14 protein-coding genes are annotated in these 18,547 nt (G+C 50.5%); 6 read left to right on the top strand and 8 right to left on the bottom strand.

The window, feature by feature from the left end; translation table 11 throughout:
- The first annotated feature begins 125 nt into the window (after window positions 1-125).
- Window positions 126-2,651, top strand: coding sequence for a phosphocholine-specific phospholipase C (locus F0L74_RS24310; protein ID WP_149840511.1), 2,526 nt, complete (start codon window positions 126-128; stop codon window positions 2,649-2,651).
- Here the strand turns inward: F0L74_RS24310 and F0L74_RS24305 are convergent.
- Window positions 2,623-3,765 (bottom strand): alpha/beta hydrolase, encoded by a 1,143-nt coding sequence (locus F0L74_RS24305; RefSeq protein ID WP_149840510.1) that lies wholly within the window; start codon window positions 3,763-3,765, stop codon window positions 2,623-2,625. The genes F0L74_RS24310 and F0L74_RS24305 overlap by 29 nt on opposite strands.
- A 190-nt stretch (window positions 3,766-3,955) precedes the next feature.
- Here F0L74_RS24305 and F0L74_RS24300 point away from each other — a divergent pair, with 190 nt between their 5' ends.
- Entirely contained in the window at window positions 3,956-6,400 is a 2,445-nt protein-coding gene (locus F0L74_RS24300) for an ABC transporter permease (protein ID WP_149840509.1), read from the top strand.
- Between the two features lie 593 nt (window positions 6,401-6,993).
- Here F0L74_RS24300 and F0L74_RS24295 read toward each other — a convergent pair.
- The 4 genes from F0L74_RS24295 to F0L74_RS24280 all read right to left on the bottom strand — a co-directional run bounded on the left by F0L74_RS24295 (window position 6,994) and on the right by F0L74_RS24280 (window position 11,113).
- On the bottom strand, window positions 6,994-7,902 hold the full coding sequence (locus F0L74_RS24295) for an NAD(P)/FAD-dependent oxidoreductase (RefSeq protein ID WP_149840508.1): 909 nt from the start codon (window positions 7,900-7,902) through the stop codon (window positions 6,994-6,996).
- A gap of 113 nt (window positions 7,903-8,015) precedes the next feature.
- Window positions 8,016-9,347, bottom strand: a complete 1,332-nt coding sequence (locus tag F0L74_RS24290) for an ABC1 kinase family protein (RefSeq protein ID WP_149840507.1) — start codon at window positions 9,345-9,347, stop codon at window positions 8,016-8,018.
- 49 nt (window positions 9,348-9,396) lie between these two features.
- Window positions 9,397-10,026, bottom strand: a complete 630-nt coding sequence (locus tag F0L74_RS24285) for a TetR/AcrR family transcriptional regulator (RefSeq protein ID WP_149840506.1) — start codon at window positions 10,024-10,026, stop codon at window positions 9,397-9,399.
- A 160-nt stretch (window positions 10,027-10,186) separates the two neighbouring features.
- Window positions 10,187-11,113: an alpha/beta fold hydrolase gene (locus F0L74_RS24280; protein ID WP_149840505.1), complete on the bottom strand. Its 927-nt coding sequence runs from the start codon at window positions 11,111-11,113 to the stop codon at window positions 10,187-10,189.
- Between the two features lie 39 nt (window positions 11,114-11,152).
- Between F0L74_RS24280 and F0L74_RS24275 the strand changes: the two genes are divergently transcribed.
- Both F0L74_RS24275 and F0L74_RS24270 read left to right on the top strand, forming a co-directional pair.
- Window positions 11,153-11,644, top strand: a complete 492-nt coding sequence (locus F0L74_RS24275) for a DUF4251 domain-containing protein (RefSeq protein ID WP_149840504.1) — start codon at window positions 11,153-11,155, stop codon at window positions 11,642-11,644.
- Between the two features lie 57 nt (window positions 11,645-11,701).
- The gene (locus F0L74_RS24270; RefSeq protein WP_149840503.1) at window positions 11,702-13,762 is read left to right on the top strand and encodes an acylase; all 2,061 of its coding nucleotides are present in this window, start codon (window positions 11,702-11,704) and stop codon (window positions 13,760-13,762) included.
- A gap of 93 nt (window positions 13,763-13,855) precedes the next feature.
- Here the strand turns inward: F0L74_RS24270 and F0L74_RS24265 are convergent, their stop codons facing one another.
- Both F0L74_RS24265 and F0L74_RS24260 read right to left on the bottom strand, forming a co-directional pair.
- Entirely contained in the window at window positions 13,856-14,614 is a 759-nt protein-coding gene (locus F0L74_RS24265; protein WP_149840502.1) for an SDR family oxidoreductase, read from the bottom strand.
- Window positions 14,615-14,769: 155 nt separating this feature from the next.
- Window positions 14,770-15,366: a TetR/AcrR family transcriptional regulator gene (locus F0L74_RS24260; protein WP_149840501.1), complete on the bottom strand. Its 597-nt coding sequence runs from the start codon at window positions 15,364-15,366 to the stop codon at window positions 14,770-14,772.
- A 235-nt stretch (window positions 15,367-15,601) separates the two neighbouring features.
- Between F0L74_RS24260 and F0L74_RS24255 the strand changes: the two genes are divergently transcribed.
- Both F0L74_RS24255 and F0L74_RS24250 read left to right on the top strand, forming a co-directional pair.
- Entirely contained in the window at window positions 15,602-16,582 is a 981-nt protein-coding gene (locus F0L74_RS24255; RefSeq protein WP_213087067.1) for a serine hydrolase domain-containing protein, read from the top strand.
- A gap of 34 nt (window positions 16,583-16,616) precedes the next feature.
- Window positions 16,617-17,054: a nuclear transport factor 2 family protein gene (locus tag F0L74_RS24250; protein WP_149840499.1), complete on the top strand. Its 438-nt coding sequence runs from the start codon at window positions 16,617-16,619 to the stop codon at window positions 17,052-17,054.
- 113 nt (window positions 17,055-17,167) lie between these two features.
- On the opposite strand, the gene F0L74_RS24245 is transcribed toward F0L74_RS24250, so the two are convergent.
- Complete coding sequence (locus F0L74_RS24245; RefSeq protein ID WP_149840498.1) at window positions 17,168-18,454, bottom strand: amidohydrolase; 1,287 nt, start codon at window positions 18,452-18,454, stop codon at window positions 17,168-17,170.
- Between the last annotated feature and the right edge of the window lie 93 nt (window positions 18,455-18,547).

Here is an 18,547-nt window from a genome sequence, read left to right as displayed (position 1 = left end):
GGCCGCTAAAGTACAGATTATATTATTACTCAGGTACGGAGGTTATCTTCTCTTTAAATCTGGTAATTCAGTGGGACTTAACAATATGTTCAATATTTTTATACCCAAACCACTTATCGATTACCATGGATAACAGAAGGGATTTTATAAAAAAGGCAGCCTTACTCTCTGGCGCAGCCGGTTTTGCAACTTTACCGGCAGCCGTACAGCGGGCCCTGGCCATTAACCCGGCCCTGGGCACTACCTACCTGGATGCGGAGCATGTTGTATTCCTGATGCAGGAGAACCGCTCTTTTGACCACTGTTATGGCGCCTTGCAGGGCGTGCGTGGTTTTAATGATCCCCGCGCTATCCGCCTGCCCAATAAAAATACGGTATGGCTGCAAAGTAATGCCGCCGGCGAAACATATGCCCCTTTCCGTTTGGATATAAAAAACAGCCGTATTACCTGGATGGGCTCTTTGCCCCACTCCTGGAGCAACCAGGTGGATGCCCGGAATAACGGTAAATACGATAAGTGGCTGGAAGCTAAAAAAGCAGGCCATCCGGAGTTTGCAAAAATGCCCCTCACCATGGGCCATTATACCCGGCAGGACCTTCCGTTTTACTACGGCCTGGCAGATGCCTTCACCGTATGCGATCAGCATTTCTGTTCCTCGCTCACGGGTACTACGCCTAACCGCCTGTATTTTTGGAGCGGCACCATCCGCGCGCAGCAAAATGAGAATAGCCCTGCCCTGGTATGGAACGAGGAGGCGGACTACGGCTCCATGGTAAGCTGGAAAACCTACCCGGAACGGCTGGAAGAGAACGGCGTTTCCTGGAAGATCTACCAGAATGATGTGAGCGCGGGCGGCGGCTTTACATCAGAAGAAGACGCCTGGCTGGCCAATTTCACGGACAATCCCATTGAGTTTTTTAGCCAGTATAATGTACGGCTGTCAGACAAATACCTGCGTTACCTGGAAAACGCTACCACCAAAATACCGGGAGAGATCAGCGCGCTGGAGCAGCAGCTGGCGGCCGTACCGGCAACAGATAAACGCCATGATGGCCTGCAGCGACAGTTGGACAGGAAAAAAGCGGAATGGAAAACCGTACAGTCAGAACAAAAGATCTATACCCGCGAAAAATATGAACAGCTAACCCCTTACCAGAAGAACCTGCACAATAAGGCATTCAGTACGAATGTTGGTGATGAGTTCTTTAACCAGCTGACCACTTTAAAATACAACGACGGTAATACCGCCCGCGAAGTAAACGTTCCTAAAGGCGATATACTGCACCGTTTCCGGGAAGATGTGAAGACGGGCGCGTTACCTACCGTATCCTGGATCGTAGCGCCGGAGAATTTCTCCGATCACCCAGGGGCGGCCTGGTATGGCGCCTGGTATGTATCTGAGGTAATGGACATCCTTACCCAGAACCCGGAAGTATGGAAGAAGACCATCTTCGTGCTTACCTATGATGAGAACGATGGTTATTTCGACCACGTGCCGCCTTTTGTAGCGCCCAATCCGCAGGATCCGGGCAGCGGCAAGGCATCTGCAGGCATAGATACCAGCGCGGAATTTGTAAACAAGGCACAGGAAGCACGCCGTACCTGGCAGAATGAGCAGCATAAACGCGAAAGCTCCATAGGTTTAGGGTACCGGGTGCCGCTGGTGATCGCTTCGCCCTGGAGCCGTGGCGGCTGGGTGAATTCCCAGGTATTTGATCATACCTCCGCCTTACAGTTCCTGGAGCATTTCCTGCAGCATAAAACAGGTAAGGCCATTACAGAAACCAATATCACCGACTGGCGGCGTACGGTATGCGGGGACCTGAGCTCCGTATTCCGGCCCTATAACGGCGAAAAGATCAATACGCCGGAGTACCTGGAAAAGGACGCTTTTTTAGAAAGCATCCATAAAGCGCAATTCAAAGGCTTACCGGCGGGCTTTAAACAACTCACGGCGGCAGAGATAGCACAGATCAATAAAAACCCTGCCATGGCGCCGCAACTGCCACAGCAGGAAAAAGGCATTCGCCATGCCAATGCGTTGCCTTATGAGCTGTATGTAGATGGGCAGCTGCAGGATGATCAGTTTAATATTCATTTTGCTGCCAGCCAGGCGGTATTTGGTCAGCAGGCAGCCGGCGCGCCCTTCCTGGTATATGCCCCCGGCAAATTTAAAGGGGAGGATATGCGGGTATGGTCCTATGGCGTGGCAGCCAATGCGGACCTGGGCGATAGCTGGCGCCTGGCGGATTTTGAGAACGGGCAATACCATTTACAGGTACATGGGCCTAATGGCTTTTTCCGGGAGTTTATGGGAGCGGCCAATAGCCCGCAGCTGCAGGTAGCGTGCAAGTATCAGCAGGCGGCCGGTAAAGCGCAGCTGAGTGGTAATATCCAGCTGGAGTTAAAGAACAACGGCAAAGAAACCATCACCATACAACTCTCAGATAACGCCTACAAAACCGCTGCCCGCGCCCAGGTACTGGCAGCCGGCGAAACCAAAAGTATGGTGCTGGAGCTGAGCAAAAGCCATGGCTGGTACGATTGCAGCGTACGGGTAAAAGGGAACGATGTATTTGAGCAACGGTATGCCGGCCGTGTAGAGACCGGAAAACCCTCCTTTACCGACCCGCTGATGGGGAGGGTATAAGGGTGCTGTATTGCACGGAATCGCGTTTTACCAGATCTTGTATCAGTGCGGCGGTGTTAGCCTTGGGCTGCTTTTGCAGGTATTGATCAAAGAATGACAGTGTTAACTGACTTATATCAGCAGTGTTCTGCAGATAAGGACCTTTGATCGATGGCTGCTGCCGTTGTATGATATATGGCAGGCAGGAAAAGTCTTCATGGATCGCATTGGCAAACCGGAGGAAATACTTATCACGGGAATTGATATGCGCCGGGAAGAAGTATATGGAATTAGAATCGCCTGAGCGGCCACTGCTCAGGTACATGTAAGGCATCCTGATCTTTTCCGGCGTATAGGGCGGCAGTTGTAAAATTTGATCGTACTGCCGGTCCCAGGCAGTGTCAAAACCGTAATAATGCGTTTCTGTGCCATCAAAAGAAAGCAGGCATTGTATACTGGTATCCAGCATGGCGGCTTTGGTAATGGCGGTGCCGCCCAGGCTCCAGCTCAGCAGGCCGGTATGGCGGGTATCCGCAAACGGTACGCTGTCCTGCAGGAATCTCTTGACAAATAGAATATCTTCCACCTGCTCTTTTATATCTTCCGCCCCGCTCATAAAGCCGGGAAATAGTCCCACAGAACTAACGGCGGCCACTACATATCCTTTTTGCGTAAGGCGCTCAAATAACAGGGGATTCTCCCAGCTGCTGCCATTCATGCCGGCGGCATAAATTATGACGGGGAAATGGCCCGCTGGCCTGGTACGGTTTAATCCAATGGTCAACGGGTAGCGCAATAGCCGGTCCACGGAATCCAAATGCATATATTCTGTAAATATCGATGCTATCATGCGGCTGCTTTTTTTGCAACTGTCGGCAGATACCTGGTAGTCCATCCGTTTTTCATACTGGTCCATAATATCGCCATAGATAATGGGCGTGCCGCTGCTGTCTTCAGTGGGATAAAACAGGTCTATCTTTACCGGCCGGTAATACCGGGCAGAAGTGGATGCGGTATCAAAATGACGGCTGCTGTCATATGCATAAATGTATTGAAGGCCGGTATGCCAGACAGTAGGAGCAGCGGGTTTACAGGCAAACAGCAACGCCATGCAGGCAAGCGCATATAGTTTCATTGGGCAGGGTATTTGAATAAATGTAGCAAACGAAACCCTAAGGCCGTGTTAAAAACAGGTGTCCAGAATCGGACGCGCCTTATCACAAAAACGGACATACAAACCGCCGGATATAGGATAAAATACTGATTATCAACATAGATATTTGCAGGCATCCGGTTTGTGCTTCCCCTGCCAGAAATCTCCCATCATGCTCAGAAATTACTTTAAGATCGCCATCAGGCAGCTGCGTAAGCAGAAAATGTATGCTGCCGTGAAAATAGGCGGCTTTGCGCTTAGCATTGCCGCCTGTGTGCTGATAGGGCTCTACGTAAAGAACGAGTTAAGCTATGACCGTTCCTATCCCAATGCAGACCGCATTTACAGGGTAATAGGGATGTCGGACGATAATGGCTACGTACAGCGGGGCGCATCTTTTCCGCCGCCTATGGCGCGCGCATTAAAGGCAGATTTTGCGGAAGTGGAAGTGGCGGGCCGTTTGATGCCTAACCGCCTTTTCGACGGCGCCGGCAGCAACCAGTTGCGGCGGGCAGATGATGTGGCGAACACCTATGAAGAGGGTTTTACCTATGCAGATCCGGAGCTGATGGACCTCCTGCAGTTGCCTATGGCCTACGGCAATTCCCATGCGCTGGATGAGCCCAATACCATCGTGATCTCCAAGCGCAAAGCAGATAAATATTTTCCTCATGAGAACCCCATAGGCAAGCTGCTGATCCTGAATGATAATATAAACAAACCTTACCGCATTGGCGGCGTAATGGAAAATATACCGGCTAACAGCCACCTGGAGCGTTTTGATTTCCTGCTTACCTTAAAAGGGAAGGAGTTATGGCCCGGGGAGCAGCCTTCCTGGATGTCCAGCAATTATCACAATTACGTGCGGTTGCGTGCCGGCACAGATATTGCCCGTTTGCAGCAGAAGATGACGGAGGTGATCCTGAACAAGTACTATATACCGACAATGCGGGCGGCTGGCTTTAAAGATGTGGAGCGGCTTGGCAAAACGCTGAAGCTGGATGTGCTGCTACAGCCGGTAGGCGATATCCACCTGCGCTCCTATAACATGGATGGCGATTCGGAGAGTGGTGATATCCGTTTTGTATGGCTGTTCAGCGCTATTGCCTGTTTTATACTCATCATAGCCTGTATCAACTTTATCAACCTTTCCACTGCCAGGTCTGCCAACCGCGCTAAGGAGGTAGGGTTGAAGAAAACCATTGGCGCTGACCGCAGCAGTCTTATACAACAGTTCATAGCAGAATCACTGGTGTTCAGCTTCCTCTCTATTTTGCTGGGTTGTTTGCTGGCATGGGTACTGCTGCCTTATTTTAATATGCTGGCAGGCAGATCGCTGGTGTTCCCCTGGCGGGAGTGGTGGCTATTGCCGGTGCTGGCGGCTGCGGCCGTTTTCCTGGGTACGCTGGCGGGTTTGTACCCGGCCGTTTACCTGTCATCTTTCCAGCCTGTGAAGGTGTTAAAAGGAAGTGTAAGCAGGGGTGTTAAAAATTCCAATCTAAGAAGCATCCTGGTCGTGTTTCAATTCACTACTTCCGTGATCCTCATCATTGGCACGGTTGTCATTTACCGGCAAATGCAGTTTCTCCTGCATCGTAAGCTGGGCTTTGATAAGGAACAGGTGGTAATGATCCAGGGGGCTAATTCCCTGGGCAAACAGGCGACCGCATTTAAAGACGAGCTGTTGAAGCTGCCGGGCGTACAACATGTTGCGGTGAGCGATTTTCTGCCTGTAAGCGGTACCAAACGTAACGGCAACCAGTTCTGGAAAGCCGGCAGGATGAGGGACGATAACCCCGCCGATGGTCAGTTCTGGACGGTGGATCACGACTATATCACCACCATGGGTATGCATATGGCGGCAGGCCGTAATTTTTCGAAAGATATGTCTACTGATTCAGCGGCAGCCATCCTGAATCAGACCCTGGCAGGCAAACTGTTCCCGAACGGCGAGGATCCGCTGGGCAAACGTATCACCAATAGTAACGGTATCTATACTGTTATTGGCGTGGTGAGTGATTTTAACTTCGAATCTATGCGTACGCGTATAGACGGGCTTTGTATGACCCTGGGTAACAGCCCTTCTATTATTTCTGTAAAGGCGCACACCGCTGATATGCAGCAACTGTTGACGGCCCTTACCGGCGTATGGAAAAACTTTACGCCCAACCAGCCTTTCCGTTATTCCTTCCTGGATGAGCGCTTTGCGGAAATGTATGCGGATGTGGAACGTACCGGCCGTATCTTCACCACGTTTGCCATATTGGCTATTGTGGTGGCTTGCCTGGGCTTATTTGCCCTCTCCGCATTCATGGCAGAGCAGCGTAGTAAAGAGATCAGTATCCGCAAAGTGCTGGGGGCTTCCGTTACGCAGGTAACCACGCTTATCTCCCGCGATTTCCTGAAACTGGTGCTCATTGCCGTATTACTGGGCTCACCCATCGCCTGGTGGGGTATGCGGTTATGGCTGCAGGATTTTGCCTACCAGACCACCATCAGCTGGTGGATCTTTGTAGTGGCGGGCATGTCCGCCATCAGTATTGCATTGCTTACCATTAGCTTCCAATCTATAAAAGCGGCTATTGCAGATCCGGTGCGGAGTTTGAAGTCTGAGTAGCATTCATCTTTTTCGCCGCTGCTGCTGCCTGTTGCAGCAGTGCCTGCAGGTCTGTTTTCGAATAATATTTGCCGTTGGCGATCACGGCGCTTGCGCGCTACGTTGGCAGCGCTTTCCAGCATAGGACCGGCCATCTTTATACGGGGCCCTGGGTAGGCGCCTGCGGCGATCTTCCGCTGCCATTCCTGTAACTGTGTAATATCTCCTCCCATATCCCGCACACTGGTAATGCCATTGGCTATAAAAAGCGGCAGGGTGTTTTCGCCGGCTTTGGATAAATGGGCATGGGCATCCCATAACCCGGGTATCAGGTATTTACCGGCGGCGTTGATCACACGGGCGCCCGGTGGGATGGGAATGCTGCCCTGCGGCCCAACGGCGGTTATATGGTTGCCGGTGATCAGCACCACACTATTAGCCCGCGGCGGAGCGCCGGTCATATCAATAACCGTAACATGGGTAAGTACCAATGAGGACTGGGCATGGGTGGCATGCAGGAAAAGCCAGCAACAGCAGCACAGGAAACCTATTTTCATACGTGGTCCCTTTTATGGCTACTACAAATTACGCAAAGGAACCAACGGCGGCAAAACCTATTTTCCCTCCAGGATAAGGTCCCTGTTAATGGCTGCGCCTGCCATCGTACCGGTGGATACTGCCATGGCCAGGCTACGGAAAGGATTGGTGCTATCGCCGGCGGCATATACGCCTGGTATGGAGCTGTGCTGCATCATATCTACCTTGATAAGCCCTGTTTCCGTCAGCTCGCATTGTAAGGCGGCCGGTATAGGACAATGCTGTTGCATTACCGGCCTGGCATACAGGGCGGTTAAAGGCGCCTGGCTGCCGTCTGTGAAATGTATGGCGTTTAACTGTCCCTGGTCATGGGCAACAGCGGCTATCTCTTTTTCTTCGATGGAAATATTACGTTGTTGCAATTCTTTGACCTGTGTATCTGAGAAAATAGCCGGGCCATTGGTAAAGATGGTAAGCCGGGAAGTCCATTGGCGTATGAGCCGGCCAAATTCAAAACCTATGTCTCCATTGGAGAGGATGCCGGTAACAGCGCCCCGTACTTCGTATCCGTGGCAGTAAGGGCAGTGCAGCACAGATATGCCCCAGCACTCCGCAAATCCGGGTATGGCGGGCATGATATCCGTCATGCCGGTGGCAAACAACAGGGTTTTAGCTGTATACTGTTCGCCGGCCGCAGTTTCCACGGTAAAACCGGCTAGCTGCGGCACAGCTGCTACCGCCAGCCCGTTTGTAAACGTAATGGTATCATAGGCCAGCACCTGTTGCCGGGCCTTTGCGGCAATAGCCGCAGGCGTTTCGCCGTCATGTGTGATGAAATTGTGCGAATGGGGCGTTTGCCGGTTACAGGGCAGCCCGCTGTCGATGATCAGTACCCGCCGTAAAGAGCGGCCCAGGGCCATAGCGGCAGAAAGTCCCGCATAACTTCCCCCGATGATAATAGTGTCAAATGGTTGTAAATGCTCCATGTTGCAAATATAGGAAATGCAACTTGGTTTCATTATTTATTTTGGGATGGATGGATGATAACCTGTCAAAGGCTATAATTTTCAGCAGACAATATCATGAACAACCGGCGATCTTACACGGCTACGGGCGGCTGTTGTAACAGCTTAAACCGGCCGGCGCCTGTATAGATCTCCGCTTTCAGATCACTGAGTATGGAGTACAGGCCAAAATAAGTACGGTTTACATACAGCGAGTGGCGGGAGCCGCGGGCTACTTTGGAATCGCGTATTTCCTTAAGGTTATACAGGTAATCCATATAAGCATAGATCTCCTGGAAATAGGCTTCATTACCAAAGTCAAAGGTCTCCTGTGTAAAGGGCAGCGTCAACAGGTCTATCATCTGCTGGAACAGGCCGGAGTAAAAATCGATCTCCTTCTGCGTGTCCGTAGGATGGATCATTTCCAGGTTGGTATAGATCTGCATGCGGGTGGCCTCATCCTTCAATATTTCCTTATCCGTGAGCATGAAATAGTTCGTATAGAATAGCTCCGGGATCTCCTTGATACAGCCAAAATCAAAGATGCCAACGGTGCCGTCATCCCGCATCAGGAAATTGCCGGGGTGCGGGTCAGCATGAACGCGCTTTAACTGGTGCATCTGGAAATCATAGAAATCCCAAAGGGCCTGACCTATCTGGTTACGCGCCTCCTGGGAAGGGTTGCGCTGCAGGAACTCTTTGAGGTGATGGCCTTCCAGCCAATCCATGGTGATGATACGATCGGAGGAGAGTTCCGGGTAATACCCGGGAAACACCAGGTTGGGAATATGCGCGCACTGGGCGGATAATTCCATGGAGCGGCGCAGCTCCAGTTTATAATCGGTTTCTTCCAGCAGTTTGGTCTCTATCTCATCAAAATACTTATCCATATCCACCTGGCTCATACCTACAATGCGTACGGCAAAGGGTTTTACAATACGCAGGTCAGATTTTACGCTGTTGGCCACGCCGGGATATTGTATTTTAATAGCCAGGGGCTTGCCGTTTTTAAAGGCTTTATGCACCTGGCCTATAGATGCCGCGTTACTGGCGGTCATATCGAATTTATCGTATAACTGCGTGGGCGTTTTACCCAGTGTTTTCAGGAAAGTATTCACTACCAGCGGCCCGGAGAGGGGAGGGGCGCTGTACTGCGACATGGCAAACAGATCTGAGTAGGCCTTGGGCAACATGCCCTTATCCATGCTCAGCATCTGCGCTACCTTTAAGGCGCTGCCTTTCAGGTGGCTCAGGGTATCGTAAATATCCTCTGCATTGTCTGCGTGTAACTCGTCTTTGCTTACAGAAGGGTCCATAAGCTTGCGGGTATAGTGCTTGAGATAATTGGAGCCTACTTTCAGCCCGGTGGTGATAAACCTGCCGGCCCTTTCCACTTTGCCGGTAGGTATATTCGTTTGTTCCTTCATTGCTCAGTCTTGTGATGTAACCATTGTCCCCTAAGCGGCTACTGCCTGCTTAGTGTTTTCCTGTAAACATAAATTTCCCGAAATCCAGCAGGCTGTCAAATGTAGTGGTGCCTATGAGTTGGAAGCTAAGGTGCACGGCTTTTTCAATAGCGGCATCTGTCATCTCAAACTGGTCGCTGGTATCATCTATCCAGTAGCGGAGCACAAACAGCGCCTGCAGCCAGAAGCCGTGTACATACTGGTCAGAGATGTATTTTCTTTCCTTGATCTCTGTGGTCTGGTAACCTTCTTTCACCAGCTCTTCTACATAGCCATGAAAAGCTTTGCGGAAGTTATCCAGCTGGGCCTGGTGCAGTACGGGGAAACCAAATTTTTCCTTCTGCAGCAGTACATAGCTACGGTCAGCCTTCAGCTTCTGTACCCACATAAAGTAAAAGGTCAGCAGCTTTTCGCGGGCAGAATACTTCAGGTAGGTCTCATCCGCTTTCAGCTGGTTTACGGTATCCTCAAAAATGGCCAGCCAGATGTCTTTCTCAACAGCCTCCAGGGAGCTGTAAAGATCGTAGAAAGCGGGCTCGGGCATGCCTGCTATCTTACAAAATGCATATACGGAAACGGGTGGTTTTCCATTCTCGAGCCAATATAGCTTGTACGCTTCGCGGAGCTGTTGCTTGTCCATAGTGTAAGAATTTTAAAGTTTGGGCATAGGGTTAAAAATATGCTATGACAAAATTACGCCACGAAGGTGGATAATGAACAAATGCGCGAAAATTTGCCCCTTAGCAGGGTGTTAAATAAAAGCTAAAGTAGCTAAACCGTTGTGTTACAACTGGTAAAACTTATTGTACCTGTTTAAGCACGGTAAACAGGCTGTCGTTAAACGCTTTTGCCTGCTCAAACATAGGAAAATGGCCGCTTTCCTGGATCCAATGTAGCTGGGCAGCGGGGTGGATGATCTTTAGCTCATAGGTATAAAATGCCAGCGCGTCCTGGCTGCCGGAAATAATGTGGAGGGGGCCTTTGTAGCGGGCAAGCAGGGGGTAGCTGCGCAGGTCATAATGCACGCGGAACAGGTCATTGATCATCAGGATCCGCATTTGGGCGTAATGGGGGCCGGCATTGATCTTTTTGAGCATACTATCCAGCAGGCGTTTGTCATAGATATAGGTAAGCCGGTTAAGGCGGTCCGCATTCATAGTATCTGCGGCATTGGCCCGTTTCCCGGTCATGCGGGCCTGCAGGCTATCCAGCTGGTCCAGCTCCGCCAGACCGTAGCGTGCGCGCTGGTTGGCTATATGGACGGCAAATATATCATTGCCTATGCGGTAATAACCGGGAGACGCCAGCACTAATGCCTTTACCCTGCCTGGATAGGTGGCGGCAAAACACATCGCCAGCATACCGCCCCAGGAATGCCCGTAAATGATGGCCTTGGGCACATGCAGATGATCCAGCAACAATTTCACATCTTCAATAGCGTTATGAAGGTTAATAGTGGTAGAGTCAAACGGGGTAGGAATGGAGCGCCCGGTGCCGCGTTGCTCCAGTAATATGCCTTTATACACGCTGCCAAGGGTAATGGCCACTTCTTCCTGCTGCAGGTAGGAGTTGCCCGGACCGCCGGTCAGCATAATAACAGGCGTACCAGCGCCGTAAATATGATAATACAGATAACCATGTGCCGAAGGGATGGAATCCATTTGCTGTGCGCTGACAGGAATACGGCACAGCAGGGTTGCTACGAGTAATAGGATGACGGTCCGCATATTAGAAAGTTAGCGTAAATTTATAAAAAGAACAGTGTTATGAGAAAGCAAATGAACGGAATGCTATGTTTGTTACTGGCCATTCTTTGTTATGGCCCCTTATCTGCCCAGGACAATAAAAAACCCGTTATAAAGGACCTGATAGCCGCACAGGAGTACGTATTCAAAGCACAGATGGCATTGCCCATGGGTGGCCGCAGCCGGCAGCTGACCAGCGATTACGACGTAAAAGTTGCCAAGGACTCTGTGATCAGTTACTTGCCGTATTTTGGCCGCGCTTATACAGCTCCGCTGGATCCTACCCAGGGCGGCATACAATTCACCTCCCGGCAATTTGACTATAAAGTAACGCCCGGGAAAAAAGGCGGCTGGACCATCCTGCTTTCGCCTAAAGACGCCAATGATGTGCGCCAGCTCTCTTTTATGATCTCAGAAGACGGGTATGGCACGCTGAACGTGACGAGCAATAACCGGCAGCCTATCATGTTCAATGGCTATGTAACGGCCAGGCCTCCACGAAAAAATAAATAAGCCGCCCCATTATCTTAGGGAAATGTAGTATATTATCATCTGTAAAAGATAATACCTATGTTTTCCTGCAAGCAATGGATCTTACCCCTCCTGCTGATAATGGGCGCCTGCACTGCCTCCGCCCAATCACCTAAAACAGAGATACTTTGGGATACCTACGGTGTGCCTCATGTGTATGGTAAAACCGATGCTGATATGTATTACGGCATGGGCTGGGCCCAGATGCATAACCATGCCAACCTGGTGCTGCAGCTATACGGGCAGGCCAGGGGCCGCGCCGCGGAGTATTGGGGAGCGCGCCATCTTTTCTTTGATCAGATCATTCACCTGTTGGAGATCCCTGCGCTGGCAGAAACGCAATACGCGCAGCAGCCTGCCGCCTTTAAGTCCTGTCTGGATGCTTTTGTGAGCGGCGTAAACGCCTATGCCAAAGCGCACCCGGAAGCTATTGGGCCGGAGTTTAAACAAATATTGCCCGTTACCGGACCGGATATCATGGCCCACGCGCTACGGGTGCTTTATATCCAGTTCCTGGCTATAGATGATATAGACCTGGCGCTGGAACCGCCGAAACAACGCGGCTCTAATGCCTATGCTATTGGCCCCTCCCGTTCCGCGGATGGTAACGCCATGTTGCTGGCCAACCCGCACCTGCCCTGGGTGGACCTCTATCTCTTCTTTGAGGCGCACCTTAATGCGCCGGATTATAATGCCTATGGCGTAACACTGATAGGCATGCCCACCCTGGCCATTGCCTTTAATGAACACCTGGGCTGGACGCATACCGTTAATACTATTGACGGCGCCGATGTGTATACGCTGAAACAATCCGGCAAAGACCATTACCTGCTGGATGGGGTATCAACACCCTATACCATCCGCCCGGTAAAGCTGAAAGTAAAACAGGAGAATGGTACCCTGAAAGAAGAAACGGTTCCCCTGCAATATAGCAAACAGGGGCCTGTAATGGGGCCGGATAGCGTGCACCGCTACGCCGTGCGTATTGCAGGTATGCACGACCGCCCCCAGATGATCTACCAGTGGCACCAGATGGGCGCCGCAAAGAACTGGGCGGAATTTGAGGCAGCTTTGAAGATGATGCAGCTGCCCATGTTTAACGTATTATATGCGGATGACGCCAGGAATATTGCCTACCTCTTTGCGGGCAATGTGCCGGTACGTAAAGAAGGGGACTGGGATTTCTGGCAGCATAAGGTAGATGGCAGCCAGTCAAAATACATTTGGCAGCAAACACACCCTTACGAGGATCTTCCAAAACTATTGAACCCGGCTACCGGCTTCTTACAAAATGCCAATGACCCGCCCTGGACCAATACCTACCCGGCTATACTGGACCCTGCTAAGTTTCCGCCCTATATGGCCTCCCGCCGGATGCTCCTGCGCCCCCAGCGTGCCGTACATATGATCGCCAACGATAGTTCCATCACCTTTGATGAGCTGGTGGCCTATAAATACAGCACACGTATGGAAGCGGCAGACCGTTTCCTGGATGAGCTGCTGGCTGCTGTGGCCCAATACCCTGATACCCTGGCTACCCGTGCGGCAGCGGTATTACAACAATGGGACCGTACCGCGGATGCAGACAGCAAGGGCGCCATGCTCTTTACCCGCTGGTTTGATAAATTAGGATGGAATAATTACCGCACCCCCTGGGCCCCTGACCAGCCATACACTACGCCTGCGGGCCTCAAGGACCCCGCCGGCGCCGTAAAACTGCTGGCGGCCGCCGCCAGCGAGTTGCAAAAGCAATATGGCCGTATAGATATTCCCTGGGGCGAAATACACCGGTTTGTAATAAAGGATAAGAACTACCCGGCCAATGGTGGCTCCGGTAGTTATGGCATTTTCCGCGTGATAGATTACAATAAAGGCAAGGATAACAAATACACCGCCGAGGGTGGTGACAGTTATGTAGCCGTGGTGGATTTCAGCAAGCCATTAAAAGCGCAGGTGCTGCTCAGTTATGGCAACGCCTCACAGCCGGGAAATAAACACGTGGGCGACCAGCTGGAACTATTATCACAAAAGAAAATGCGCACACCCTGGCTGCATCGGGAGGAGATCATGCAGCACCTGGAAGAGCGGGAAACGCCATAGGACACGCTATCGTTCGCTAACCTACCTGCAATGGCAACCTATTACCATTGCAGGTAGTGCAGCTGCTGGCGCGCAGTTACAGACCGGCCAGGCTTAGCTGGCAGCTTTTGCATCCAACATGCCATTTATGGCCAGTAAAGCAGTTTCCGGGGATTGTAATACCGCTTTATACACATCCTTTGTGATACCGCTCCGGATGGCGAATGTATCGCTCTCTACGCCTGCTGCTACATCGTTGCCTATTTCTTCCGGCGTCAGCTTCGCTGCGTCTATCCTTTTAGCCATGGCGGTTTCTGTTAAAGGAGGAAATACTTCAAATACTTTAATGGCGTGGCCCTGCTGTTCCAGGAACAGCCGTAATGACTGGGAATAGGAATGTAGGGCTGCCTTGGTAGCACTATAGGTAACGCTGATAAGGCTGGGCACATAAGAGAGCACAGACTGGATATTGACGATGGCGGCGTCTCCGCTTTCTTTTAACAGGGGCAGGAACAGCTGGTTCAGGCGCAGGATGGACAAAAAGTTGATATCCATTTCTTCTTTACCCAGTTCATAAATGGTAGCGCTATCCGGCAGCTGACCGTTAGATATACCGGCGTTATTCACCAGTATATCCAGTTTGCCGTAAAGCTCTTTTACCCGTTGTACCAGGCGTGCAACGTCTGTAGCATTGGCTACATCTGCCACTATATAAGAAGCATTGCTCAGCGTGGCTACCGCATCTTTTAATTTAGCTTCATTCCTGCCGGTTAATATGATACGTGCGCCTTTGGCGGCAAATGCCGTTGCAATGGCTAAGCCTATACCGGAACCACCGCCGGTGATCAATGCTGTTTTATTTTCAATATTCATGACAATATTTTTTAGTAACGTTTAATAAGCGTCGTTTAAGAGATATTAGTTGTGGATTAATTGCTCCAAAATTGGGCCCCATGTTTTAGATCATTTGCTCCATAACAGTACAAAGGTAGTATTTGGATTGATTGCTCCAAAATAAATTTTTGCGCTTATTCTTCTTCGCGAAGGGGCAGGAATGCCAGCGTTTGCTGGATCACATTGTTTATATGGGCTTCTGACGGGTTATGGAGGACCAGTATACGAATGCCGCCCGCCACATTGGAGAGGTATTGGGCAAATGGGGTCACTTTTACAGCAGGGAGCAGTTCTTTATTCTTTTTGGCCAGCTCCACGGCGTTGATAAATGCCTGGTCCATACGGGCATTGATCTCCCGGGAGGTCTCCGTGATGTTAACATCGTCCACGCCTTTATCGATAAGGGTATTGTACAGGAAACAGCCGCTATACAGGTCTTTGCCCACCGTTTTCCGGGACGCGGCCTGCAGGGTTTTCCGGATCTTTTCCTTAAAGGGGAGGTTGGAGCCCAGCAGGTGCTCCAGGGAGGATACATAGACCTTGTTATACTTTTGCAGGCATTTCAGGTACAACTGTTTCTTATCGCCAAAGCTGTTAAAAAAACTGCCGTTGCTGATGCCGGTAGCGTCTATAAGGTCCCTGGTGGAGGCGCCCAGGAAACCTTTTTCCCAGAATACGTCCAATGCCTTATCTATCACTTCGTCTTCATTAAATGCCTGTGGCCGTCCCATACTATAGTTTTAGAGTAATTACTACAAAATTAGCCTTTTTTGCGGTAAGCAAAAAGTTAAATCCCGGCTGGCCATAGGGAGCGGGGAGCTTAAAATAGCCGGATAGAATTAAATTATTTAACTAATTTAGAGACCCTTAAAGTTTAGTATGCGCGTAAACCGTTGCTTTCCCGTTATCTTATTACTGTTGTTAACGCAGGTTGCTTTTGCACAATCAAAAAGATTGACGCAGGTAATGGATTCCTGTATCCGGAAGGATTTTAATGGCGCGGTACTGATTGCTGATCATGGGAAGGTAAATTACCTGAAATATACGGGTATGGCCAACCGCCGGGAAGATATACCATTTTCCACCAGGACGATTTTCCATATCTTTTCTGTTACCAAAACTTTTACCGCTGCGCTGATCATGCAGCTGTATGAGCAGGGCCGCGTTAACCTGGACTCCACCATATCCGCTTATCTGCCGGACTACCGGGGTGAGGCAGCCCATAAGGTAAGCATACGTAACCTGCTTACTTACAGCAGTGGCCGGGACCTGCAGGAGATGCGGGATTTCCTGGAGGTTTACAGCAACGATCTGCGGTCTATCGATACCTTTATTGCAAAATACTGCTCTGGTAAGCTGGTGGACACGCCAGGTACCAAATTCAATTATAGCAATGGCGATTTTATTATCCTGGGTAAGATCTTGGAGCAACTGTACGGACAGCCTTATGAGACCGTGCTGCGTGAAAAGATCCTGCAACCGTTACATATGGAGCATTCCGGTTATCTGCATCATGAAGATATTATCAAAGGCATGGCGGAAGGTTATGCGTATTGCGATACCTGTACCCACCGGTTTTACACGCCTACCAATTATTATATCGATAACCTGTCCGCCGCAGGCGCTATGTACTCCACCCCGGAGGACCTGCTGAAATTTGACCAGGCCATTTTTCATCATACCCTCCTGAAAAAAGAAACAGTAGACCTGATGCTGACCGCCTACCCGGAATTGGGTGATGTTTCCCTGGGCTTTTGGGTATATCCTAAAAAGCTGGGGAGTGTGAATACGCTGTTTGCAGAAAGACAGGGCGGTGGGTATGGCTTTCATTCCAACTGGGTGCACCTGGTGGACAAAGACATTACGCTGATACTGCTGGCCAATACAGATGCTGTGGACCTGAATAAGATGCGGGAAGATGTGCTGACGGCCTACCTGGCAAAATGATAAGATGAAAGTATTACTAATTAAAAATATCCAAATGAAACGTCTTTTATTATTCCTCGTTATTTGTTCAATGATGGAAGTTAGCTATGCACAATCCAAAGATGAAAAAGCCGTGACCCAGGCAGTTGAGAACCTGCGCAAAGCCATGGTAGACGCTGACAAGGCCATGCTGGAAAAGCTTACGGACGCCCGCCTCAGTTACGGCCATTCTGGTGGTAACCTGGAAGACCAGGCTACTTTTGTAAAACAGATCGTAAGCGGCCATTCTGATTTCGTAACCATGGATCTCACAGAACAAACCGTTACCATCGTTGGTAATACCGCTATCGTACGGCATAAGCTGGCTGCGGATACCAATGATAGCGGTAAACCCGGTACCGTGCACCTACGTGTAATGCTGGTATGGGCAAAAGAAGGCGGCGAATGGAAACTGCTGGGCAGGCAGGCGGTGAAAGAGCCGGTGAAGAACTAGCTGCCAGCTGTTAGTGATTAGCCTTTAGCTTGTAGGCTGCTATGCAGTTGACATGTAAATATTAAACGGGCTGACTAAAGTCTTTGATGCTTTGGTCAGCCCGTTTTGTTTGCTTATCCCTTCTTCCCATAATCAAATACCAGCTGGCAGAAAGCTTTTACGCCTACATCCAGCTTAGCATCATCAATATAAAAATCCGGGGTATGATGCGCTGCCGCCTTGGCGGGGTCTTGTCCCGCAGGCATGCCGCCCAGGAAAAAGAAGAATGCCGGGGCTTTATCGCCAAAGAACGAGAAATCTTCTGCGCCGGTGGTCCATTCTGTTTCTGATACATTGTCTTTACCGGCGGCTGCTTCCAGGGAAGGGGCCATCCGTTTTACCAGGGTGGGATCGTTATACGTGACCTTGGTCTTGGTATCAATACTTACGGTGGCAGTAGCGCCGGAGGCGGCTGCAATATTGGTGGCCATCAGCTTCATACGTTCATGCACCTGTTGCTGCATTTTACTGTCCAGCGTACGGATGGTGCCTTCCATCACCAGCTCTTCCGGGATAATATTGCTGCGCACGCCGCTGTGGATCTTACCTACCGTGATCACTACCGGGGCCTTGGTAAGCTCCGCCTGGCGGCTTACAATGGTCTGGAAACCCTGTATGATCTGGGCCGCCACTACCACCGGGTCAATACCGCTCCAGGGCTGCGAGCCATGTGATTGTTTGCCTTTAACCGTTACCGTGAACCAGTCGCTGGAGGCCATTTCCGCGCCGGATTTGTATTTTATCTTACCAATGGGCGTCTGTGAATTGATATGCAGGCCAAAAATGGCGTCCACTTTGGGATTGTCCATTACGCCTTCTTTGATCATCAGGGGAGCGCCGCCTTCTTCCTCACCGGGCGGGCCTTCTTCTGCCGGCTGGAAAATGAACTTTACCGTACCCGGTACGTCTTTTTTAAGGCTGCTCAGCACTTCTGCCGTGCCTAACAGGATGGCGATATGGGAATCATGCCCGCAGGCATGCATCACGGGCACCCGCTGGCCCAGGTATTCCGCAGAGTCAGTGGATTTAAAAGCTAATGTGCCTCTTTCATATACGGGCAGGGCATCCATATCAGCTCGCAGGGCCACTACCGGACCGGGTTTGCCGCCTTTTAAGATACCGACTACGCCGGTTTTACCAATGCCGGTCTGTACCTCCAGTCCCAGTTTTTTAAGATGCTCCGCTACAAAGGCGGCGGTATGATATTCCCGGTTGGATAGTTCCGGATGCTGGTGGATGGATCTTCGCCAGGCGATAACAGAATCTTTTACGCCGGCTATACGCTGGTCCAGCTCTTTGAGCTGCGCAAATACTAACACAGGAGCTATGAGCCATAACAGTACAAGCAGATGTTTCTTCATGAGGGGCCGATTTTGGTTGAATTACAAATTACGAATTACGAAGTAAAACGTATCCGTTAATTACTAATTACAAAGTAGCACGTGTTGCCGGTA

The sequence above is a fragment of the Chitinophaga agrisoli genome (assembly GCF_008386695.1).
GTDB classification, from domain to species: domain Bacteria; phylum Bacteroidota; class Bacteroidia; order Chitinophagales; family Chitinophagaceae; genus Chitinophaga; species Chitinophaga agrisoli.
Note: the sequence above shows the minus strand (reverse complement) of the source record. Positions and strands in the feature narration are given on the sequence as shown.